The sequence below is a fragment of the Acinetobacter seifertii genome, assembly GCF_016064815.1.
In the GTDB taxonomy this organism is placed as follows: Bacteria; Pseudomonadota; Gammaproteobacteria; order Pseudomonadales; family Moraxellaceae; genus Acinetobacter; species Acinetobacter seifertii.
This window is the reverse complement of record NZ_CP065820.1, coordinates 1,315,123-1,337,739: the sequence shown is the minus strand read 5'-3', so window position 1 is coordinate 1,337,739 and position 22,617 is coordinate 1,315,123. Positions and strand designations below refer to the sequence as shown.

The 22,617-nt window shown below is 37.9% G+C and carries 25 protein-coding genes and 1 pseudogene; 12 read left to right on the top strand and 14 right to left on the bottom strand.

What is annotated here, in order from left to right:
* Positions 1-15: 15 nt before the first annotated feature.
* The 7 genes from I8T81_RS06305 to I8T81_RS06275 form a co-directional block, all read right to left on the bottom strand.
* Positions 16-603, bottom strand: a complete 588-nt coding sequence (locus I8T81_RS06305) for a CvpA family protein (protein ID WP_198072378.1) — start codon at positions 601-603, stop codon at positions 16-18.
* A 6-nt stretch (positions 604-609) separates the two neighbouring features.
* A complete protein-coding gene (locus I8T81_RS06300; RefSeq protein ID WP_019457103.1) occupies positions 610-1,614 on the bottom strand; it encodes a quinone-dependent dihydroorotate dehydrogenase in 1,005 nt (334 codons plus the stop codon).
* Positions 1,615-1,703: 89 nt separating this feature from the next.
* Positions 1,704-2,183: a type II secretion system protein GspM gene (gene gspM, locus I8T81_RS06295; protein WP_004700580.1), complete on the bottom strand. Its 480-nt coding sequence runs from the start codon at positions 2,181-2,183 to the stop codon at positions 1,704-1,706.
* Complete coding sequence (gene gspL, locus I8T81_RS06290) at positions 2,183-3,322, bottom strand: type II secretion system protein GspL (RefSeq protein WP_198072377.1); 1,140 nt, start codon at positions 3,320-3,322, stop codon at positions 2,183-2,185. Before gspL ends, gspM begins: the two co-directional genes overlap by 1 nt.
* A 22-nt stretch (positions 3,323-3,344) precedes the next feature.
* Entirely contained in the window at positions 3,345-3,800 is a 456-nt protein-coding gene (locus tag I8T81_RS06285; RefSeq protein WP_039254772.1) for a SixA phosphatase family protein, read from the bottom strand.
* A gap of 56 nt (positions 3,801-3,856) precedes the next feature.
* Complete coding sequence (locus tag I8T81_RS06280) at positions 3,857-4,930, bottom strand: NAD(P)H-dependent glycerol-3-phosphate dehydrogenase (RefSeq protein WP_019457106.1); 1,074 nt, start codon at positions 4,928-4,930, stop codon at positions 3,857-3,859.
* A gap of 34 nt (positions 4,931-4,964) precedes the next feature.
* Complete coding sequence (locus tag I8T81_RS06275; protein ID WP_004700574.1) at positions 4,965-5,540, bottom strand: nitroreductase family protein; 576 nt, start codon at positions 5,538-5,540, stop codon at positions 4,965-4,967.
* Positions 5,541-5,743: 203 nt separating this feature from the next.
* Here I8T81_RS06275 and I8T81_RS06270 point away from each other — a divergent pair, with 203 nt between their 5' ends.
* The gene (locus tag I8T81_RS06270; RefSeq protein ID WP_198072376.1) at positions 5,744-6,124 is read left to right on the top strand and encodes a hypothetical protein; all 381 of its coding nucleotides are present in this window, start codon (positions 5,744-5,746) and stop codon (positions 6,122-6,124) included.
* 38 nt (positions 6,125-6,162) lie between these two features.
* Here I8T81_RS06270 and rhlB read toward each other — a convergent pair whose 3' ends face one another.
* Positions 6,163-7,314, bottom strand: a complete 1,152-nt coding sequence (rhlB, locus tag I8T81_RS06265) for an ATP-dependent RNA helicase RhlB (protein WP_004700570.1) — start codon at positions 7,312-7,314, stop codon at positions 6,163-6,165.
* Positions 7,315-7,424: 110 nt separating this feature from the next.
* A complete protein-coding gene (locus tag I8T81_RS06260) occupies positions 7,425-7,637 on the bottom strand; it encodes a cold-shock protein (RefSeq protein ID WP_000126912.1) in 213 nt (70 codons plus the stop codon).
* A 375-nt stretch (positions 7,638-8,012) separates the two neighbouring features.
* Between I8T81_RS06260 and I8T81_RS06255 the strand changes: the two genes are divergently transcribed.
* From I8T81_RS06255 to I8T81_RS06235, 5 genes are all read left to right on the top strand, one after another.
* A complete protein-coding gene (locus I8T81_RS06255; RefSeq protein ID WP_019457109.1) occupies positions 8,013-8,258 on the top strand; it encodes a sulfurtransferase TusA family protein in 246 nt (81 codons plus the stop codon).
* A gap of 133 nt (positions 8,259-8,391) precedes the next feature.
* Positions 8,392-9,258 (top strand): RNA polymerase sigma factor RpoH, encoded by an 867-nt coding sequence (gene rpoH, locus I8T81_RS06250; RefSeq protein WP_002049311.1) that lies wholly within the window; start codon positions 8,392-8,394, stop codon positions 9,256-9,258.
* 111 nt (positions 9,259-9,369) lie between these two features.
* Positions 9,370-9,735: a DUF423 domain-containing protein gene (locus I8T81_RS06245; RefSeq protein WP_019457110.1), complete on the top strand. Its 366-nt coding sequence runs from the start codon at positions 9,370-9,372 to the stop codon at positions 9,733-9,735.
* 13 nt (positions 9,736-9,748) lie between these two features.
* Positions 9,749-9,946 carry a sulfur carrier protein ThiS gene (gene thiS / locus I8T81_RS06240; RefSeq protein WP_004700562.1) on the top strand — a complete coding sequence of 66 codons (198 nt, stop codon included), beginning with the start codon at positions 9,749-9,751 and terminating at the stop codon, positions 9,944-9,946.
* A gap of 13 nt (positions 9,947-9,959) precedes the next feature.
* Complete coding sequence (locus I8T81_RS06235; protein ID WP_001154366.1) at positions 9,960-10,745, top strand: thiazole synthase; 786 nt, start codon at positions 9,960-9,962, stop codon at positions 10,743-10,745.
* 126 nt (positions 10,746-10,871) lie between these two features.
* Here the strand turns inward: I8T81_RS06235 and I8T81_RS06230 are convergent.
* Together I8T81_RS06230 and yaaA are read right to left on the bottom strand one after the other, a co-directional pair.
* Positions 10,872-11,495: pseudogene (locus tag I8T81_RS06230) on the bottom strand (HD domain-containing protein).
* 19 nt (positions 11,496-11,514) lie between these two features.
* Complete coding sequence (yaaA, locus tag I8T81_RS06225) at positions 11,515-12,288, bottom strand: peroxide stress protein YaaA (RefSeq protein ID WP_198072375.1); 774 nt, start codon at positions 12,286-12,288, stop codon at positions 11,515-11,517.
* 125 nt (positions 12,289-12,413) lie between these two features.
* Between yaaA and I8T81_RS06220 the strand changes: the two genes are divergently transcribed.
* Entirely contained in the window at positions 12,414-13,046 is a 633-nt protein-coding gene (locus tag I8T81_RS06220; protein ID WP_019457113.1) for an alpha/beta hydrolase, read from the top strand.
* 55 nt (positions 13,047-13,101) lie between these two features.
* On the opposite strand, the gene rtcR is transcribed toward I8T81_RS06220, so the two are convergent.
* Positions 13,102-14,703, bottom strand: coding sequence for an RNA repair transcriptional activator RtcR (gene rtcR, locus I8T81_RS06215; protein WP_198072374.1), 1,602 nt, complete (start codon positions 14,701-14,703; stop codon positions 13,102-13,104).
* Positions 14,704-14,770: 67 nt separating this feature from the next.
* On the opposite strand from rtcR, the gene I8T81_RS06210 reads away from it, so the two are divergent.
* The 5 genes from I8T81_RS06210 (at position 14,771) to rtcA (ending at position 19,432) form a co-directional block, all read left to right on the top strand.
* Positions 14,771-15,745, top strand: coding sequence for a ribonuclease Z (locus tag I8T81_RS06210; protein ID WP_198072373.1), 975 nt, complete (start codon positions 14,771-14,773; stop codon positions 15,743-15,745).
* Between the two features lie 255 nt (positions 15,746-16,000).
* Positions 16,001-17,269: an RtcB family protein gene (locus tag I8T81_RS06205; RefSeq protein ID WP_198072372.1), complete on the top strand. Its 1,269-nt coding sequence runs from the start codon at positions 16,001-16,003 to the stop codon at positions 17,267-17,269.
* Between the two features lie 2 nt (positions 17,270-17,271).
* Entirely contained in the window at positions 17,272-17,655 is a 384-nt protein-coding gene (locus tag I8T81_RS06200; protein WP_198072371.1) for a DUF7684 family protein, read from the top strand.
* A 12-nt stretch (positions 17,656-17,667) separates the two neighbouring features.
* Positions 17,668-18,126 carry a DIP1984 family protein gene (locus I8T81_RS06195; protein WP_198072370.1) on the top strand — a complete coding sequence of 153 codons (459 nt, stop codon included), beginning with the start codon at positions 17,668-17,670 and terminating at the stop codon, positions 18,124-18,126.
* A 259-nt stretch (positions 18,127-18,385) separates the two neighbouring features.
* Positions 18,386-19,432 carry an RNA 3'-terminal phosphate cyclase gene (rtcA, locus tag I8T81_RS06190; protein WP_198072369.1) on the top strand — a complete coding sequence of 349 codons (1,047 nt, stop codon included), beginning with the start codon at positions 18,386-18,388 and terminating at the stop codon, positions 19,430-19,432.
* A gap of 35 nt (positions 19,433-19,467) precedes the next feature.
* Here the strand turns inward: rtcA and I8T81_RS06185 are convergent, their stop codons facing one another.
* Together I8T81_RS06185 and I8T81_RS06180 are read right to left on the bottom strand one after the other, a co-directional pair.
* Positions 19,468-20,928 carry an aminoacyl-histidine dipeptidase gene (locus I8T81_RS06185; RefSeq protein ID WP_198072368.1) on the bottom strand — a complete coding sequence of 487 codons (1,461 nt, stop codon included), beginning with the start codon at positions 20,926-20,928 and terminating at the stop codon, positions 19,468-19,470.
* A 150-nt stretch (positions 20,929-21,078) separates the two neighbouring features.
* A complete protein-coding gene (locus I8T81_RS06180; protein WP_171257453.1) occupies positions 21,079-22,509 on the bottom strand; it encodes a formylglycine-generating enzyme family protein in 1,431 nt (476 codons plus the stop codon).
* Positions 22,510-22,617 lie beyond the last annotated feature (108 nt).

Sequence of the window (22,617 nt, the reverse complement as noted above, 5' to 3'; positions counted from 1 at the left end):
CAGACAAGCTAGGAATTAATAAAAAGGATTTTTTGTTGAATGGTCGGATCGGGTTTCTGATTCGTCCGATTCGTCCATTGTTTTTGAAGGGGTGCTTGATGTACCACCTCCAGATGTTATCTGATGATACGCCTCACTTGCTGCATCTTTAGACAATTCTGTTGCTAAAGGCGCATAAGGCAATAAAAACTGTATAAGTATGGACTGTTTCCAGTTTGCTGAACTTTCAACCCAAGGTCCTACGCCTTGCATGGTAACAAGAACAACTAGTAAACCTTTTAAGGAACCAAAAGCACCACCTGCTAAACGATTTAATGGCCCCAATTTCAAACTTTTCAAGAGGCCATTTAAAATTGCAGTGACGATCCAAGTTAAAACAATAATAATGAGTGCAATAAATGCAAAAGCCGCAATCTTTTGAACCACCGGATCCTGACTTAAACCCGACATTGACGGAGCTAGAAGAACAGCATATTTTGCACCCATAATTAATGCAAAAATCCATCCTACCAAGTTCGCAAAGGCTTTTATAAATCCTTGTCGCAAACCGTTTAGCCCCCCAATGAGCAAAAGTATTAGAATGATGATATCAATAGTGTTCATGTTCAATTAGGTCATAGCTTCAACACATTGCTTTACAAGTGTTGGTCCCGTATAGATTAGACCACTATAAATTTGAACAAGTGTTGCTCCAGCTTGTTGTTTCGCTAAAGCCTGCTCACCAGACAAAATACCACCCACACCGATTAAAGGAATTTGTCCTTTTAATGATTGAGCAAATAAACGCAAACATTCTGTACTTTTCTCAAATACAGGAGCGCCTGACAAGCCACCTGACTCATTACCGTAAGGCAGGTTTTCAACCCCTTCTCTCGATAAAGTCGTATTAGTCACAATAAGACCATCAATTTTAAAATCAAGTAATTGTGCAGAGATAAATTCAACATCTTCAGCCGTAAGGTCAGGAGCGACTTTTAAAACCAAAGGAACATAATGATTATATTGCTCAGCCAACTCAAGTTGACGTGCTTTTAGTGTTTGCAACAATTCAGTTAACGCATCACCACTTTGTAAACTACGCAAGTTTTTAGTATTTGGAGATGAAATATTAACTGTAATATATGACGCGTAGTTATAAACTTTCTCAAGACAAATTAAGTAATCATCAACCGCCTTTTCAACAGGCGTATCGGCATTTTTACCAATATTGATTCCTAAAATGCCTCTAAATTTTGAAGCTTTAACATTTTCAATAAGCTTATCAACACCATCATTATTAAAACCCATACGGTTAATAATGGCTTTAGCTTCAGGAATACGGAATAAACGTGGTTTTGGATTGCCTGATTGTGGGCGAGGTGTAATTGTGCCAATTTCAATGAAACCGAAACCCAATCCGGCTAAGGCATCAATATGAGCACCATTTTTATCTAGCCCCGCAGCCAAACCTACAGGATTAGGAAACTCGATTCCCATACATTTGGTCGGCTTTGCTTGTACAGCCTGACGCATCATGCCTAGCTTATGTGCTTTATCAAGCATGGATAATGTTAATTCATGGGCACGCTCTGGTGCTAAACTAAACAACATCGGGCGAGCAAGTGAATATAACATACCAATCACAATCTACTGATTTTAGGTACGCATATTATAGGCACAGGTAGCACAAAACACCATGCTTGACATAAGCATATTTTGATATGTTATTGAACTGTCGCTGTTAATTTAATCTGACCTTCACTGGAAACCATTTCCATCTTCTGAATACTAAGACCCATCTGTGCAAGTTGTGTTAAAAAGTTAGCTAAAATTGCATAATTTTGATGTGTTACAACAATTTGTAACTGCTCTCCATTTTGCTGAGAAGTCACAGTTAAACCTTGCTGTTGAGCGACTCTTTGAATTTTTCCAGACTTGTCAAGTTCAAGCTCATTTGCAGGCTTCATAGTAACAGCATTACTTTGCATCCACACCATCAGATCTTTTAAATCATTTAAGCGCTTTTGCTGTTGTTCTGCCAAAGAATGCATTTTCCAAAGCGAAGAGCCAATGATAGCCACCACCACAAAAATTGTAGTAAAGATAACCATAATACGTTCACGGACCGTTAAACGATCCAAATATTGAACAACTTGTTCAATCCACTGATCAAAACGATTTTGCAATTGAGCTAACATTTTCATTATTGTATTTTCACCACCCCAATTGCACCACTACCATTTGCTTGGACATTACCGAGCTCAGCCTTAAATCCTTGCTGATTCAATTGTTGTGTCAAAGCTTGTAAATCATCTGCCGATTTTGCTTTTAATGCCATTGTTAGGATTGAAGCATCATAATTAAGTTGCTGAGCCAAAATCTGTCTTTGCATTAAAATAGGCCCAACACGACTTAACAAAGAAAGTGCTTGAGTATCACCCTGCTGGCTCATTCTTAAATGGCTTTCAAATTGACCTTTAATATTTTGTTCGGTTACGCGACTAGATGGCCCAAACCAATATTTATATTGTTCAATTGTTTGGTCAGAGGTTTGGTTCGCCACTTTTTTCAATTTAACCCAACGCAATAAATCATAGCTAAATTGCACCACAATAATTGCTAAAACAATAGCCGCACAAGCTTTCCAATAGTTAGAAAAAGTACGCTCTTGGCCTTTTGACTTTGGCAAAACATTAAAAGGATGTTGTTTAGTTTTATCTAAAGGCTGGAATTGATAAATAAACTCAGAACGTTCGTCAGCACTTGAAGCCGCCTCTAAACTTTCGAGCTGCTCTACTGTTAAACCGCTATATTGATAATGCGTTTCAGCTGCCTGAAATTCTAAAAAAAGCCCCAAATCATCAACTGAATTGCCCAACCACTTATTTTCACGTACCAAAAGCTGATGATCAATATTACACAGAATAACTTGCTGAGCTTGTGGTTCGGGTAAAATCAGAAAATCTGGTAGTAAGGCCGCAAGTTTAGTTGGTAACAATGCTAAAGAATGTTGCCATGTCTCGACCATCCCCTGAGCAACACCCAAGATAGTTAACTGATCGCCATGAAAATGATGAACCACTTTCATATGATCAATCGGCAAAGTCACAAACTCTTCAAGTAGATATTTAACCCCATCAGCCCCAAGCTGTTTATAGTAGGACTTTGCCATAGTTTGCTGAAGCATTTGAGCATGACGACTCGGAAAAAAGACTGTAGCTTCTTTTCCTTGGTGTATTTGCAAGTCTTGTATTAATTGATCGAGACTTGTAGCCTGCAACCAGTTCTCTCCGTTAGACCAATGCCATGTTCCATTGGTTTCAGGCATCCTTATATACAGCATGTCGGCTAAATAACCTTTTTAATTATATTGTGGGTATAAAACTATTCTTTTGTGTTGACAAACCATTTGCAATAACAGCTTGATCATAAATTCTAGCTTCGGCAAGGGCAAATGGATTGAAGTTCTCATGAGTAAGTAACTCTGCAATATGACCGACAACATTCATATGGCAAACCACCACAATCGACTCATAAGGAATTTGAGACAACCACTCAACCGCTTCTCTTGCATCATCATCTGGCTTAATTTTATCGCACAACAATACAGGCACATCTTTAAAATATGTCTGGATATGCGCTAATGTTTCTTGAGCACGCAGTAACGGACTAACAACAAAAATATCTGGTTTAACAATATCTTTTAAAAATGTTGCTGTTTGCTCAGCCTGTGCATGTCCACGCGCAGTAAGTGGACGTTTAATATCATTACCATTTACTGGCGGAGCAGCTTCCCCATGACGAACTAATGTCAGTTGCATAAAATTTCCTTGTTAATAATTCCTGCATTATAACCACAATTTATGACATTTATTCGTCAGACTTCATGATGAGGTAAAACAAACTCAACATCACTACGGTGCCCATTTTTCATAAGTGAAAGCGCAATATTTAATGGTGGAGCACCCTCAAAAATTACTTCATATAAGGCATTGGTGATTGGCATATACACATCCAGTTCTTCTGCTTTACCACGCACTTGAACAATTGTATTAATACCTTCTGCAGTTTGACCCAACTCTTTACTTGCCTGATCAAGTGTCTTACCAGAACCTAATGCATAACCGATTTGATAATTACGACTCAATGGACTATTACAAGTCGCAAATAAGTCACCAACACCAGATAAACCTAAGAACGTAAGTGGATTTGCACCCTGCTTTACCGCAAAACGGCTCATTTCAGCCAAAGCACGCGTTAAGATCATACTCTTGGTATTTTCACCAATTTTATATGCCGCACCAATCCCCATTGCCACTGCATAAATATTCTTAAGCGCACCGCCTAATTCAACGCCATGCACATCATCACTACCAAAAACACGGAATAACGCACTATGCAGTGCATGTTGTACAGCATAACGAACAAGTTCCGAATCACTTGCAATCACCGTACCAGATGGCATACCTGCCATAATTTCTTTGGCAAGGTTTGGACCCGATAATACACCGTATGGAACTTCTGGTAATTCTTCACGAATAATATCGCTCATGAAACTAAACGTTTTAGCTTCAACACCTTTGGTTAAAGAAACGACTGCTTGCGCAGTAATATAAGGCGCGATTTGTTTTAAAACATCGCGGAAAGAATGACTAGGAATTGCGACCAAAATAATATCTCGATCACATACAGCTTGTTCCAAATCCGAAACAGCGCGCAATGAAGATTCTAAAGTGAAGTCTGGCAAATAACGCTTATTAATATGGGTTTTATTAATTTCTTCGGCTGTTTCGGCATCACGAATCCAGATCATGGTATCGCAGCCATTACGAGCAGCCAAATTAGCCATGGCCGTACCAAAGCTACCGCCACCTAAAACAGTAATGCGTAATGCCGTTTTTTTATCGACCGCAACAGGTTCCACCAAATCTGTAAACTTAAATTCAGCCATGCTTTATTATCCTATTTCTTACTTTTACAGACGTTTAAGCCTGCCAAACTTTTACGAATTCTTTACTTTCAATATCTGCACGCGGTGCAATTGCTTTAGCTGCTGTGCCAACGTAAATAATACCTGATATTAAATCATGGGGTTGCAAACCTAAATGCTGTTTTAACCAATTTGATTCGACAACAGCACCACTACGCCACATGGTTGAAAACCCTTGAACTTGCAAAGATAACAAAAGATTTTGTACTGCCGCACCTGTACTTAAGATTTGCTCAAAATGTGGCACTTTGGGATGATCTTGCAACTGAGTAAGCGCTAAAATAAGTAGCGGAGCGCGAAAAGGATGTTGCTTAACGCGTTCAAGTTGGGCAGGATCAGTTTCACCTAAATCTGCCAAAGCTTTTGCTAGAACCTCACCAAAAGCTCCACGTTGTTCGCCAGAAACAATTACAAAACGTGTTGGCTTAAGTCTATGATGATCTGGAGCTGTTAAAGCAGCCTGAAAAGCCAACTCTAATTGATCTGAGTTTGGAGCGGGTTCAATTAATTGGCCAATAGACTGACGCTGATGAATATTTTGGTGAATTATTTGTATTGCTGAATCCGTCATTAATATTGATCTAACTCAAAAATTCGAAATAGATTAGCATAATCTACCGTTAATCCACCATGGAATCTAGCTTATAAACTTAGCGAACTCATAGTTTGACATTTTTTAATACAAAACTTCAAAACTCATACAACGTCTTCAAAATCAATTAGAAAACTTATGTTCAAATAACCCTATCTTTTGGCGGTTAACTTAGGTGAATCATGAAAAAAATAATTTTAGCGAGTGCAATGAGTAGCGTTATTTTATTACTAGGTGCTTGTGCAACTACTCCTAAAAACACTTTAGCAATTCAAAAAGAAAATAATCAGTTTGAAGTAACTGGTATTGGTAAAACTAATTTAATTGCAAAAAACAATGCAGTGGCTGCCGCACAAAAAACCTGCTCTAAGAGCACAACCCCAGTTATTGTTGATGAAAAAACTACTTATCACGGTGTATTAAAAGATGTAGTCAGTGAAAAAACTGGTCAAATGGTAGAAGCTGCTGCAGGTGTCATTGGTAGTTTAACTGGTAAAAATGCGTCTTTAGCAAAAGATGATGATTACCAAACCACTCTTACTTTTTACTGTAAAATTAATTAAGTGAAAAAAATCCCAATCAACTGATTGGGATTTTTTTATTAGCAATACCCATCTAATCGTGTGAGCGGTAGTTTTTTACCAATTGCTTTTTCAATTTCTGGTAAATAGAAAGCATCATCTTCAGACAAGAAACTAATACTTACACCTTGCGCCCCTGCACGACCAGTACGGCCAATACGGTGTACATAATCATCAGACTGTTCAGGCAAAGTAAAGTTGATTACATGCGATACGCCATCTACATGAATACCACGACCAGCAACATCGGTTGCAATCATGATGTTGTGTTTACCTTGCTTAAACTGCTCTAACATTTTCATACGTTTGTCTTGAGCAATTTCACCCGAGAGCATTCCCACTTTATATCCATCTTTTTTCAAATGGTCATATAGGCGGCGCACTTGATCACGGCGATTTGCAAAGATCATGACCTTATCAATCGGTTCTTCGCGCAAAATATCTTGTAAAAGACGATATTTATCCTGTTTGGCTACAACATAAACACGTTGTTCAACATCGTTATTGGTCTTTTGTTCAGGTTCAATTTCAACTGTTACAGGTTCAAACAACCACTGTCTTGCCAAATTTAAGACGTCGTAGCTAAATGTCGCTGAAAACATGAGGGTTTGTCGTTGTTCCTTACGTGGTGAATAACGAACAATACGTTTTACCGAAGGAATAAAGCCCATATCTAATAAACGGTCAGCTTCATCAATCACTAAAAATTCAATTTGATCGAGCCAGACTTCTTTTTGTTCTACGAAATCAATTAAACGGCCAGGTGTAGCAACAATGATATCAACAAAATTAGCATCAAGTTGCTTCTTCTGCTTATCAAAATCGACACCACCCAATAGGGTTACGACATGTAAATTAGAGAATTTTGTGAGGAATTTCGCATCACTTTCAATTTGCAATGCCAACTCACGAGTAGGTGCTAAGATTAAAGCACGAGGCTCGCCACGGAAACGTTGCTCTTTAATCGGATTATTGAGTAAATCATTGATTACACTAATCAGAAAGGCAGCGGTCTTACCTGTTCCTGTTTGTGCTCGCCCAATTGCATCATGCCCGGCTAATGTATATTTTAAAACCTTTTGCTGAATTGGGGTCATTTGAGTAAACCCTAAAGCATCAATCGCCTTTTTAAGTTGCGGATGTAAATTCAAGGTTTCAAAACCAGATGTCATAAATACGTGCTCTAACAAACAATCTCTCGAATGAGAAGATCATTATAAACAAAAACGCTCCAATTCAAAAATTGGAGCGTCCATGATTCATCAAAAAGATGAATTTAGTCTTAGTCTAAAGGCTGAACGTTTTCAGCTTGAAAACCTTTTTGACCTTGTACAACGCTAAACTCTACGCGTTGACCGTCACGTAGAGAACGGTGACCGTCACCTACGATTGCACGGAAGTGAACGAATACATCGTCGCCGCCGTTACGTTGAATAAAACCAAAGCCTTTAGTGTCATTAAACCACTTTACTACGCCTTGTTCACGAGCTGTCATAAGTCAATCCTCAGATGATGAAAAAAGGACCTTCCGGTGTTGCAAACAGCAGAGTAAACAAGGATTTAAAATTTTTATAATCTTAAAGCTTGTAATCATTCTGTAAAACTATCAACAATTTCCGGTTACATCCATTTGTTATAGGTTATTAAAACAATTTAACTGTGTGGTAATCCCTAAAACGGTTCGAGCTTAACACGGGTTTATGACAATTAATAGAATTTTTTTCAAATATTTCCCCTATTTTTTAGCTCTTTTTTTAAACACCTTATGACTAGAATTTTTATAAGAATCCGTGACCTCATAATTTTATAAAACAGCTAGAGTTCATAAGAAAATTTGTTAGAATATTTTTTTTAGTTGTTTTTATGATGAATGAGCACTACCTCTTCTGCTATTACCCCCATTGAAATTAATGCGCTTGGCCAACCATGTCCAATGCCTTTATTAATGCTAAAACGTGAGCTTAAAAAAGTATCTGGAAAGCAACTGTTTTTATTAAAGTCATCTGACCCACATAGTGAAATTGATGTAACCCGTTACTGCAATTTACATCATTTTATGTGTCAAACCACGCAGATTTCGGAAAGAGAATTTCACTATTTAATTGAAACTCAATGATTCTTTGATAAAATAAAAGATTAGAAACTGCATAAAATTTTACATTTTTCTACCCAATTTTCCTTAATTATGAAGACAATTCAAATTAAGATGAATTTATTGGTTAATCCATCCTATCCTATAAGGAGAACTCATGAGTGACAGCAGCAATCAATTGATGCCCCTGTCATTGTCTGCGCCCGGTGTAAACCTTGGTGCATATATCAGTACTGTCAATCAGATTCCTATTTTAACGGCCGAGCAAGAAAAAGAACTTGCTGAACGTTATTATTATGACCAAGATCTTGATGCCGCAAAAATGCTGGTAATGTCGCATTTACGTTTTGTCGTTCATATTGCGCGCAGCTATGCAGGTTATGGCCTACCACAAGGCGACCTTATTCAAGAAGGTAACTTAGGCTTAATGAAAGCCGTAAAACGTTTCGACCCAAATATGGGCGTACGTCTTGTCTCTTTTGCCGTCCACTGGATTAAGGCAGAAATTCACGAATACGTTATTCGCAACTGGCGTATTGTCAAAATTGCAACGACAAAAGCTCAACGTAAATTATTTTTCAATTTACGTAGCCTAAAAAAATCGAGTAAAAAATTAACGCTCGAAGAAGCTCAATCGATTGCTAATGACTTAAATGTAACTCCAGAACAAGTTCTGGAAATGGAAGGTCGTTTAACCGCTTATGATGCTGCCTTTGAGGCACAAGGCGATGACGACGATGACACACCACACACAGCGCCTGCGTTGTATCTTGAAGATAACCGCTACGACCCTGCTCGTTTAGTTGAAAATGAAGACTGGGAAGAGCAAAGCACATCTGCTTTACATGATGCCATGGATCAGTTAGATGATCGTTCGCGGAATATTTTGCAGCGTCGTTGGTTAGATGATGATAAATCTACCCTACACGAGCTTGCTGCTGAATATAATGTTTCTGCGGAACGTATTCGTCAGCTTGAAAAAAATGCGATGGAAAAAATTAAAGTCGCAATGTCAGCAAGCTAAATTAAATGAAAAAAATAAAAGGGCGATAAGCCCTTTTGTTTTATCTGGCTATGTTTAGCCAACCTATTCTATGGTAACGTTGCCTTTCATTATTCAGTAGCGTTTTTTGTTATGTGGATTGCCATTTCAGCCCTTAATCTTGCTTTTGCAGTCATGTTGGGTGCTTTTGGAGCACATGGTCTTAAAGCTCACGCGGGTCCTGAGCAACTTGCTTGGTGGCAGACTGCAACCGATTACTTTTTTTATCATGCTTTAGGCCTACTAGCACTTGGTATTTTAAGTAAGGTTCTTCCTCTCTTTCCAATCAAGTTATCTTTCTTGCTTATTCAAATTGGTATTCTATTTTTCTGTGGTTCGCTTTATATCATGGCACTAGGTTTACCACGAATATTAGGCGCAATTACACCAATCGGTGGAGCCTTAATGATTGCTGGATGGCTGATCTTGGCTTGGAATGCTTTCAAATACGCTAAATAGTCGGAATGTGATCATGCAAATTTATTTAAATGGCGAATTAACGGACACGCCTAGCCAAAACCTGTTGCAACTCATTCAGGAACTGGCACTTGAAGGAAAACGTTTTGCTGTTGAACACAATCAGCAAATCGTTTCTAAAAGCAAATTAGAGCAAATTACGATTGCTCAACATGACCGTATCGAAATTATTCACGCTGTTGGCGGCGGCTAAGTCGGAGTTATCCATGCAAGACACCCCTCTCATTATTGGTTCACGTTCTTTTCAATCTCGTTTATTGGTAGGAACTGGCAAATATAAAGACTTAAATGAAACGGATTTAGCTATTCAAGCCAGTGGTGCAGAAATTGTAACTGTCGCAATTCGTCGTGTGAATATTGGACAAAATCCAGATCAACCGAATTTACTTTCAGTCATTCCACCAGAAAAATATACAATTTTGCCAAATACCGCAGGTTGTTTTGATGCTGATAGCGCAGTACGCACATGTATGTTAGCGCGTGAACTTCTAGATGGTCACAACTTGGTAAAACTCGAAGTTTTAGGTGATGAAAAAACCTTATATCCAAATGTAACCGAGACTTTAAAAGCCGCTCGTACTTTGATTGATGACGGTTTTGAGATTATGGTTTATACCTCTGATGACCCGATCATTGCTCAAGAACTTGAAAGTATGGGCTGTGTTGCGATTATGCCATTAGGCAGTCTGATTGGTTCAGGTTTAGGTATTTTAAATCCTCACACCATTTCAATTATCAAAGAAAATGCAAAAGTACCTGTCTTAGTCGATGCAGGCGTTGGTACAGCAAGTGACGCCGCTATTGCTATGGAACTTGGTTGTGACGGCGTACTCATGAATACTGCAATTGCAGCTGCTCAAAATCCTATTTTGATGGCTTCTGCAATGAAAAAAGCTGTTGAAGCAGGACGTGAAGCATTTTTAGCTGGTCGTATGCCGCGTAAGCGTATGGCAAATGCAAGCTCACCAGAAACAGGTTATTTCTTTAAATAATCTCTTTCCAAGGAATCACTGCTTCTTCAGTGGTTCCTCTATCCTCTCGTCTAAGCATTTTTTGTCTTTTTAAATTTGTATCTCTTTATTCAATTCACAAATTTAAATTCTTATAGTTAGCTTAGGCTATTCTAATATCTTTCTTAAATTTTGCTTAGCGTTTAATTCAAAATTCTTTTGGAAATATGCAGTTTGATAAAGTGGCTCAGACTGATAAAAATGCATTAAAACTTCTTTTCTTTTGATTGAATATACTTCTGGTTCAACCCACGCATACTCCTACTGAATTTGCTGTTCATATTGTATGAAACGTTCAGGTGGTGCTGCCAAAATAGCTAAATCGATATCCAACAAAAATTGCAAATCTGTTTCATCGGTTAACGCATGCTTTTGAGTCGCAAGAATCCAGCGCTTTATTTTCGCTAGAGTATCGGGCAATAAATCTTGAGCCATCAATTGTTCAAATAACTCAGCACTTTTAAGCTCATTATCTGGTGCTTGAGGGTTATAGATCGCATCATGAAACCAAAGAGCCAATGCGACAGCAGAAGGATCATTTAATTCGGACTGAATCGATAGGTGCAAACTCAAACATTCATATAAATGCTGCACGCTATGGTAGGCTCGCTGCTTTTCACCATAAGCCGCAATGAGTTCATCCAAGATTTTTTGAGGCTCAGAAAAGTGATAGTGCTGATGCAGCTCAAACCAAACATGTTCTAGTTTTGATAAATAAAGCTGCATCATCATATTTTAACCATACACAGGATTATTGTTCATCACGTTTAAATACCAACTCTTTTGCAGATGAGTTATCAGCATCAAAGTAGTAACCCTCTGTATTAAATGCTTTGATGTCTTCAGCTTTATTTAATTGGTTTTCAACAATAAAACGAGCCATTAAACCGCGTGCTTTTTTCGCATAGAAACTAATAACTTTATATTTGCCATTTTTCTGGTCAAGGAAAACAGGCTTCACAATTTCAGCCTTAATTTTCTTTTCATTGACAGACTTATAATATTCATCCGAAGCTAGATTTACCAGCAATTCAGATTTAATTGCTGCCAAGTCTTCATTAATTTGGTTAGTGATGATATCACCCCAGAATTCATACAAATTATGACCGCGAGTATTTTTTAATTTAGTACCCATCTCTAAACGATAAGGCATCATTAAATCTAAAGGACGCAATAAACCATATAGACCAGAGAGCATACGCAAATGCTGCTGTGCAAAATCAATATCTTTGTCTTTTAAATGATAAGCATCTAAACCAGTGTAAACATCACCTTTAAATGCATAGATTGCTTGGCGAGCATTTGAGAAATTAAATTCGGGATTCCAATCTCTAAAACGGTCTGCATTGAGTGTGGCAATTTTTTCACTAACACTCATTAAAGTCGCAATTTCCGAAGCGGAAAGTTTGCGGCAAACTTCAATTAATTGTGCTGAGTTTTCTAATAAGCGCGGCTGAGTAAACTCATCTGTAGGTAATGCTGTTTCATAATCTAAAGTTTTTGCAGGAGAAATTAAAGCAAGCATAGACAACCTGAAAAAATTATTCTTAATACCAACTATAACAGTAGATATTTTTTAATGCTAACTCGTGTTTTCAATGACGACTATCGGTAAAATAGAAATACGTATTGTTATTTATCGATTCTTATATGTCTGAGCAAATTTTCATTCAGGGTCCAGTAGGTAAAATTGAACTTTTTGTAGACCGCCCTGAAGGTGAAATCAAAGGCTTTGCGGTTGTTTGCCATCCGCACCCATTGCAAGGTGGAACTCCTCAACATAAAGTCCCTGCTCTTTTAACCCAAATCTTTAATGAATATGGTTGTATTGTTTACCGTCCTAGTTTCCGTGGTTTAGGTGGCAGTGAAGGTGTTCATGATGAAGGCCATGGCGAAACCGAAGATATTTTAGCTGTGATTGAACACGTTCGTAAGCTTCATGAAGGCTTACCATTCTATGCAGGCGGTTTTAGCTTCGGTTCACACGTTTTGGCAAAATGTTATGCGCAGCTTAGCCCTGAATTACAGCCAGTACAGCTAATTTTATGTGGTTTACCAACAGCGACTGTAGTGGGATTACGTCACTATAAAACACCTGAAATTCAAGGTGATATTCTACTCATTCATGGTGAGCAAGATGATATTACCTTACTTTCAGATGCTATTGCATGGGCAAAACCGCAGAAGCATCCAATTACGATTTTACCGGGCGCTAATCACTTCTTTACAGGTTATTTAAAACAGCTTCGTCAAATCATTACACGCTTTATTATCATGAAATAAAGTGTACTTGATGGGCATAACTTGAGAGTATGCCCATCATTTTTAAGCCATGTCATTATTGAAAATTATTCCAACTTAACCCAAAACGCGCTAAATATTTTTTCACTCGGTCGCTATCATTTGTTGTATTACGTTGTTGGCGAGATACCGAAAAGAGTTGTCTTCCCGCCTCTGCCATTGATTTTGAATTTTCACAGACTTTGAGCACACCTCGTAATTGAATCTGATCAAATTCATCTATTTGCTCTATTTGTTCAGAATCCAAATAGCTCAACAAAATATCTGTATTTTTATCATTGTAAGATTCACCCTGAATAAGCCAAAGTTGCTTTAGGCGCTGAATTTCTTTTTCTACAGCCTCACGACGAATTAACTCACCTTGAGATAAAGTTGCCAAACGAGTTACGCTCGCTGCTAAATCTCTAAAATTTCCTTGCCATGATGCATCTGCCGATTTAGCAAACTTTAAATATGTTTCTAATGCATCACGTTGAAAACGTAATTGTCTTTGATGAATTGCAGCAAAACGCTGTAGCTCAAAATCAATATTGGGTGCAATATCTTCTACACGGTCTTTTAAATTGGGTAAAAAGAACGTCCAAGTATTCAAACGAGCCCATAAATCTTCACGAAAACGGCCCGCTTGAACTTCATTGCGCAAATCACGATTAGTACCCGCTATTAGCTGAAAATCGGCCTGAATTTCCTTATCACTTCCAACAGGAAAAAAGCTTTTGTCTTCTAGCGCTTTTAGCAGCATAGCTTGTTCATCAAGTCCCAATTCACCAATTTCATCTAAAAACAAAATGCCTTGGTCAGCACTTTTTAATAAACCAGCACGAGAGGCAGCTGCGCCTGTAAATGCACCTTTTATATGACCAAATAAGGTCGACATGGCACTATCACCACGTAAGGTTGCACAGTTAACATCAATAAAACGACCGCTTAATTGAAATTTATCTTTCTTTAACTGAAAAATTTGTTTTGCCAAATGAGACTTACCAACCCCTGTTGCCCCCATAATTAAAATAGGTGCACTAGAGCGAGTTGCAACTAATTCAACTTCCTCAATAAGCTGATTAAACGCTTTATTATGAGTAGAAATATTGGCTTTAAGTTGTTGCCAATTTTGTTTTTGTTCATCATCGAAACGCTGTTTTAAAACATCGTATCGAGACAAGTCCAAGTCAATAATTCTATATTCACCTTCTGATGTCTTGTGTTGGTTAGGTGAACTTTGAATGAGTTGAGCTGGCAAATAATGTGCATCTACCAATAAGTACCAACAAATTTGAGCAACATGCGTTCCTGTAGTGATATGCAATAAATAGTTATTTTTTTCGACATCAAACGGATACGTTTTTACAAAATCATAGAGTGCACCATAAACTTCAGCAAAATCCCAAGGATCTTTAATACTGACCTTATGTCCAGAAACCTCAGTTTGTGGAGAAATCTCTTTAGCATCTGCTGCTATAGATTTAACTAAATTATGATGCTGTCGATCATGTAGAAGTACCAATTCATCTACAAGCAAATCTTCATGCATTAACAGGCTAAGTGTAGGACGCCAACGCTGCCAACGATCTGGCCTTCTTCCCTGGTCAAGTGTAGAACCGACAAAGCCAATAACGACTGTTTTCTTTGCATCCGCCATAATTTCTATAAAATTTTATAAGTGTCTATAATATACAATACGCATTTGACCAAAAAATTCCAAGAATATGCTTCATTTTACTTTTTTAGGCACATCTTCAGGTGTACCGACCCTGACACGTAATGTTTCAGGATTAGCAGTTCGTAACAGCAAAAATAAGGACTGGATTTTAATTGATGCTGGTGAAGGGACACAGCACCGTATTCAACAAGCTAAACTTTCACTACAAAACCTAGTTGCCATTTGTATTACACATGTTCACGGCGACCATTGTTATGGTTTAGTTGGTTTATTGGCAAGTGCAGGCATGAATGCCCGTAGCAAACCCTTAATCGTGATTGCACCGAAAGAAATTCAGCAATGGTTTGAAATCACTGCCGAACTTACAGATTTACATTTACCCTATTCCCTTCAATTTATTGATGTGAATGAAGCAATGCAGCCACAACAAATCACTGACGAATTCATTGTTCAAGCACATCCACTAAGCCATCGTGTTCCAAGTTTTGCTTTTAGCATTTATATCAAATCTATTCAGAAGAAGTTAGATACCCAAGCTCTAACTCAGCTTGGCGTACCTCAAGGCGATATGTGGGGCCATTTGAAACGAGGCTACAATATTGAATTTGAAGGACAAACCTTAAAAGCTCAAGACTTTATCAAAATTCAAAATCAACAAGTTCATGCAATTATAGGTGGTGATAATGACCAACCAGAATTATTAGTTGACGCTTGCAAAGATGCTCAACTCCTTATTCACGAATCAACTTACTTGCAAACGGTTTTAGATAAAGTCGGCAAAGGTCCAATGCATAGCTCAGCAAAAATGGTGGCTGAATTTGCAGAACGGCAATCTTTAAGCAATTTAATTCTGACGCATTTTAGCCCCAGACATCAGGATAAAGTTGGGCAACAAGCTATTACTGAAGAAGTTCGTCAGTTTTATAAAGGTCATTTTTATTTAGCAAATGATTTTGATGAATTTACTTTAAATGAAGCTGGACAGCTTTTAAAAGTCGATAAAAACGGGAAGACCCATTAAATACATATATCCAAAAATATATTTAAATATATTTTTGGATATATTTTTAACATCAGAAACCATCAATAAAATTTACTAGATATAGATTAAAATTATTTTTATTTATTATTTTCAATATCTTGGATTTTAATTTACTAGTTTTAAAAAAAGTTGGCACACTCAGTGCAATAGTACAAAGCACACAACATCATTCGGATATTGTAAATAACACCTGCCTGCAAACGCTTGGCAGGCAGGCTTTGAAAGGAAAAGAAAATGTCTGTCATTGAAGAAATTAAACAACAAGCTCAGTTTGAACAAAAGCAGCAACAACGTTCTTATGAAGTTCTGCAAAATGGAAAAAGTATGCCAGTCAAAATGTGGACTAAAGGCGTGCTTGTTGATGACAACTCAAAACAACAATTATTACAAACAGCTCAAATGCCTTTTATTTATAAATGGATGGCTGTAATGCCAGATGTACACTTCGGTTTAGGAGCAACTATTGGTAGCGTAATTCCAACCAAAGGGGCAATTATTCCTGCTGCTGTGGGTGTAGATATTGGTTGTGGAATGATGGCAACTCGTACAAGCTTAACTGCTTCAGATTTACCAGATAACTTACATGCTCTACGTACTGAACTTGAACGATTAATTCCCCATGGAATGACTAAGCGCGGACGTGATCGTGGTTCATGGGAAACTCCACCAGAAATGGTAGATCAAGCTTGGGCTGATCTGGTTGCAGATTTTGAATACATTTGTGCAAAACATCCACGTTTAAAAAACACCAATAATCGCAAGCACTTGGGAACTTTAGGTACTGGAAACCACTTTGTTGAAATCTGTTTAGATGAGCATGATCATGTCTGGATTATGTTGCATTCAGGTTCTCGTGGTGTAGGAAATGCTATCGGTAACCATTTTATCGAACTTGCACGTAAAGACATGCAGAAGCATTTCATTAACTTACCAAATAAAGATTTAGCATACCTAGTTGAAGGAACTGAACATTTTGATGATTACTGGTTTGCTGTAGGTTGGGCTCAACGCTTTGCGATGAAGAACCGAGAAATCATGATGCAATCTGCGATTAAAGCCTTGGCTACGATTGTACCAAAGCCTTTTCAGGCACGTTTGGAAGCAGTGAATTGTCACCATAACTATGTGGAAAAGGAAGAACACTACGGTGAAGAAGTAATGGTCACTCGTAAGGGTGCAGTCCGTGCGCGTCTAGGTGAATACGGAATTATTCCAGGTTCAATGGGTGCGAAGTCATTTATTGTCCGTGGACTTGGAAATCAGGAATCTTTCTGTTCATGTTCGCATGGTGCAGGCCGTGTTATGAGCCGTACTGAAGCAAAACGACGTTTTACTGTTGAAGATCAGATTGCACAAACTGAAGGTGTGGAATGCCGTAAAGATGCTGCTGTTATTGATGAAATTCCATCGGCATATAAACCGATTGAAGATGTAATGAAAGCACAAAGTGATTTGGTTGAAGTGGTATATACCTTACGACAAGTGGTGTGTGTTAAAGGTTAATCATGGAAAAAGATTGTTTAGACATTCGAAGTTATAGAATCAAAGCAAATGAAGAAAAGCATCTGATTCTGCCTGAGCAGCCCTATTACATCATCTTAGTGGTGGAAAGTACTCAAATTCTGCCTGAATGGCGTAATTGGATTTGTGAACAGATTGTCTATTCCAAACATTGTATTCAAGTGATGGTTACAGGATATGAGTGTTCTATTTGGGATGATGTCCTAGATGAAAACTATCTAGTTCTTTATAACTATCAACCACCAATCGATCATTGTTTTATGACAACTTGGCATGAAGATGAAACGTTAGAAGACATTACTGAATGTGCAAAAATTACTATGCAATTAGAAGATATTTCGAACTTAGTAATTGTACATGTTGAATAAAAGGTAAATAAAATGAAACTCGCAGAAGCACTTTTACTTCGAAGCGATCAACAAAAAAAACTCGCTTCGTTAAAACAACGAATCAATGCCAATGTATTGGTACAAGACGGTGATGAACCTAGTGAAGATCCAAATGAACTCATCAAACAAGTATTTGCTTTAACTCAGGAAAGCAATCAATTGATTTGTCGTATTCATTTGACCAATGCACAAGCAAAACTGGAAGATGGCAAAGTATTATTGTCTCTATTAAGCTTGCGCGATAGTTATGCTGAACAGCATAAGATTTTAATCGATGCGATTGCCAATACGCATCGAGAACCTGATCGTTATAGCTCACGTGAAATTAAGTGGAAGAAAGTCATTCCTGTTTCTAGCTTACAAAAGCAGGCGGATGACATCAGTGCGAAACTCCTTGATTTAAACGTTAAAATTCAGGCTGCTAATTGGCAAATTGATCTAATCGATTAAACAATAGATTTTGTGAAATCATTTTCACAATCAAAGTTTGGACATACTGGGCGAGTACAAGATCCTGCATTACTCCGATCTGAGGGATTGAAAATAATTCAGGCGGCTATGGCAGCATGTGAGCCGTGCATCGATATTCACTTATCAGGCTCAGCACTATGCACCTAGCAAACCTTTGTCAAAAGCAAAGTCACGCGTTACTTCGCATTACCATGTACTGACAGTATGTTCATTAAATTAGAAAATAAGGAAAATAGAAGTGAATACAGTTTTGGCAAATATGCCAAAAGCCATTCAAATTGATGGTTCACAAGGTGAAGGTGGTGGACAAATTTTAAGAACTGCCCTTGCGCTTTCAATGATTACAAGCCAACCGTTTGAATTAATTAATATACGTGCAGGACGTAAAAAACCAGGGCTAATGCGTCAACATTTAGTTTGTGTACAGGCATCTCAACAAATTAGCCAAGCTTATGTGGAAGGCGCTGAACTACATAGCCAGCGTTTATATTTCGCACCTCAGCATGTTCAAAGTGGTAAATATCAATTTCACATTGGTTCAGCGGGTAGTACAACACTGGTTTTACAAACGCTTCTACCTGTTTTGTTATTACAAAATGAAGCTAGCGAACTCACCATTTCAGGCGGTACACATAACCCACTTGCACCAACAGCAGATTTTATTGAACACTGCTTTTTACCTGCTCTAGCGAAGATTGGAATTAACGCAAATTTTAAATTAAATAAAGCTGGCTTCTTTCCAATTGGTGCGGGTGAAATTCAAGTTACCATTCAGCCATGGCAAAATCGAAACAAGCTAAATTTATTAGATCGTGGTGTTTTACAAAGCAATGAGGCTTTTGCAGCAGTATTAAATCTTTCAGAAGAAGCACAAATTGCACAACGTGAATTAACCACATTAAGTAAAAAGCTAAACTTAAGCTCTCAGCAGCAATTTCATTTAAATGGAATTAGCCAAGGCAATACAGTGTATGTGAAAGTTACTCATCAATATCACACTCAACTGTTTACGGCTTTAGGTGAGAAGAGCAAAAGTGCAGAGCAAATAGCTGATCATTTAGCAAAAGATGTAAAGCTATATTTATCTTCGCAGGCTGTTGTAGATGAATATTTGGCAGACCAGTTACTGCTACCTTTGACATTAGGTCAAGGGGGTGAATTCACCGCACAATGTATTAGCGAACACACTCGTACTCAAGCGGCCATGATTGAAAAATTTATTGATTGTGAAATCGAGTTTGTTGAGTTAAATCCAGATCATTTTCATGTAAAGGTTAAAATTTAAGAAGCTCATAACTGAGCTTCTTATTTCTTAAAAAATTACTCTACAGATGCCAAAGCGGTTACCAGTAGCTTCCAGCATTTCTCTACAGTATCTACTTTTACTCGTTCGCCCGGCGCATGCGCCCCTTGAATATCTGGTCCAAACGAAACCATCTGTAAATGTGGGTAATGTTCAGCAATAATCCCACATTCTAAACCCGCATGAATCACTTTAAGATTTGGCTCAATATTAAATGCATTTTGATAGGCTTGTTGTAAGCACTTTAGAGCAGCCGAGTCAGGGTTTGGTGTCCAACCTGAAACTAAGGGTGTGAGTATAGAGGCGATATTAAATTGACTAAAATGTGCCTGAATTTTTTCTGCAAAATCTTGAGCTTCTTGGTTCACCATTGAGCGAACCATTAAAACAGCTTTTCCGCCTTCTCTATTTAGTCTCACCACTCCAATATTATTTGAAGTCTCAACCACATCTGGGAGAGCTTGACTCATACTTGCAACGCCATAAGGACTTGTTGCTAAAGCTTGTAACCACTCGTTTTGCTGTTGTTGAGTAATTACTTCCTTCACTTCAGCACTATTAGGCTGAATAATTAATTGCAGATTGTCATCAATACCTTGTAGCTGTTTTTTCCATGCTGTTTGATATTCATCGAGTAATTTTTCTAGGTTTGATAACTGATTAGGCGAAATTGCAATAGTCGCTACAGCTTCTCTTGGTAAAGCATTACGCGCCGTGCCACCTGTAAACTCAACAAGATGCCCACCAAGTGAGCCTAAATATTGATTTAAAAAGCGAGCCAAAATAACGTTAGCATTGCCACGTCCTAAATGAATATCTACGCCAGAGTGACCACCTTTAAGACCAGCTACCTGAATATTCATAATATTCAAATTTTCAGGGATTGGTTCATAACTAAGCGGCTGCTCTACTTCAACATCAATACTGCCAGCACATCCGAGATATAACTCGCCCCATTCTTCTGTATCAATATTAAATAACCATTTCCCTTTTAGTACACCTGCCTGTAAAAGTCGCGCACCACTCATCCCCGCTTCTTCATCGACTGTTAAGAGAACTTCAATTGGCCCATGAGCAATATCATTTGAATCTAAAACTGCCAAAGCTAAAGCCACACCAATGCCATTATCGGCACCTAAAGTAGTATCTTTAGCAATTAACCAGCCATCTTCAAGGACTGGACAAATCGGGTCTTTAAAGAAATCATGTACTGTGCCAGTGTTAGCTTGTGTGACCATATCTAAGTGGCCTTGAAGAATAACGCCAGACACATGTTCTTTACCCGCGGTCGCATTCTTACAGATAATTAAATTACCAACTTCATCTACGTAAGTTTCTAAATTACGACTTTCAGCCCAGTTTCTTAAAAACTCACGAAGCTGCTGTTCGTGCTTTGAGGGACGTGGAATAGTGCAAAGTGTTTGAAAATGCTGCCAAACCACTTGAGGAGATAAGTTCGAAAAATCAAATGGCACCATATATTTATACTCTCACAAATATTCTTAATAAACGTAGGTTTATTGAAAGATAAGAATTTATCAGCGCAGTTTTAGCTTTTTATTAAAATCGACGCTGATAAATTAAAAAATGACTTTAAATGTAGAATATATTAGGTATAAAAATCAAAGCTAAATTTCACGAACCAAACGGAATCCCCACATAATTGAACGAGCTTGTGAAGTCACATACGCATTACGATAAGCAGTTCGCACGTTATAAGTGTTATATATCCATGCCCCTCCACGTAAAACTGGGAAATTACACTGTCCATTATTTTCTTCACCCCAGCGACGATTCACACTAGGAGCATTTTCATAATTTGAATGCCAGCAGTCATCCACCCATTCTCGTGCGTTGGCACTCATATCATATAAACCAAAATTGTTTGGTAAAAACTTTCCGACTGGTGACGTAAATGCATAACCATCCGTGCATTTAAATAGACTCCAACCACTGGTTTGGGGTAATGCTGCCGCTGTAGATGGATCTAATACATTTGCATATTTACAAGCTTGGTCAAGATTAAGGTCATCTCCCCAATAATATGCTGTTGTCGTTCCAGCACGCGCCGCATATTCCCACTCAACTTCTGTTGGTAAACGGTAGGTCTGACCTGTTTTTTTAGATAACCATTTCGCAAATTCTCTTCCATCTTCACGGCGTACACATACAACAGGATCCTGAGGTGTTTGATTCATACCCGAATTATTCGGATTTAAATCATCTCGATACCACATATTGAAGACCCCATTGCGTGTTTCCCAATTACGACACCCCTCGACTTCCCAGCCAGTTTCTTTTTGGAAAGCCTGAAACTCAGCAATTGTTGTTTCATAAGTTGACATTGCAAATGGTTTTTCGACTTGTACTAAGTGCTGAGGTAATTCGTATGGTCGAGATTGAGCCGGTACATTTTGTTGCTCTTGCTCATTTATATTTCCACCCATTAAAAAGCTACCAGCTGGAATAACCGTCATTTCTGGACAAAAACTATCTGAACAATCTTTGAATTTAGACTTTGCTAGAGTGGATTGATTAATATTCGTGTTGGTTAATGACGCTAATTTAATTTCAGGATTCATATTTGGTGGGTTATTGATTTGACGAATTAATAAATTAATTGTTCCTTGCCATTCACTTAACATTTCCCTTAGCATGGCAGGTCGTTCAATGCTTACGCCTGTTCCATCATAGTCTGGAGCATTACACCTCGCTCTTAATACAGTCGACTCATCGGTAAGCTGAGCTAGTTTCGGGATAATTTGATTATCAAGAAAAACTCCTAAATTATTTGAACTAGTGATATTGGCTCTTAGTTCTGCCGCTGATTTTTGAGCAATTGCTGCCTCACTGATCACTTTAGAATAGACACTATCACACTGATTTTCTTGCCATACTAGATTTTGCTTAAGATTCTCTAAAGAAGTAATTGTTCCTTCTAGCAACTTCTGGTTTGTTGAGTTTATGGTCGTATCTTTATCATCACTATTACACGCTGATAATAAGGAGATAATCAATATACCAAAGCCTTTTGAATAATTACTGGAAATTATGTTCATGTTAATTCTCTGTAAAATAATATAAATAAGAAGAGGAAATTGAGTAGTTCTTTGTTAAAAAGCATTTTTAAATTAATAGAAAATTAGTTCAAAATTCAAACAATATTA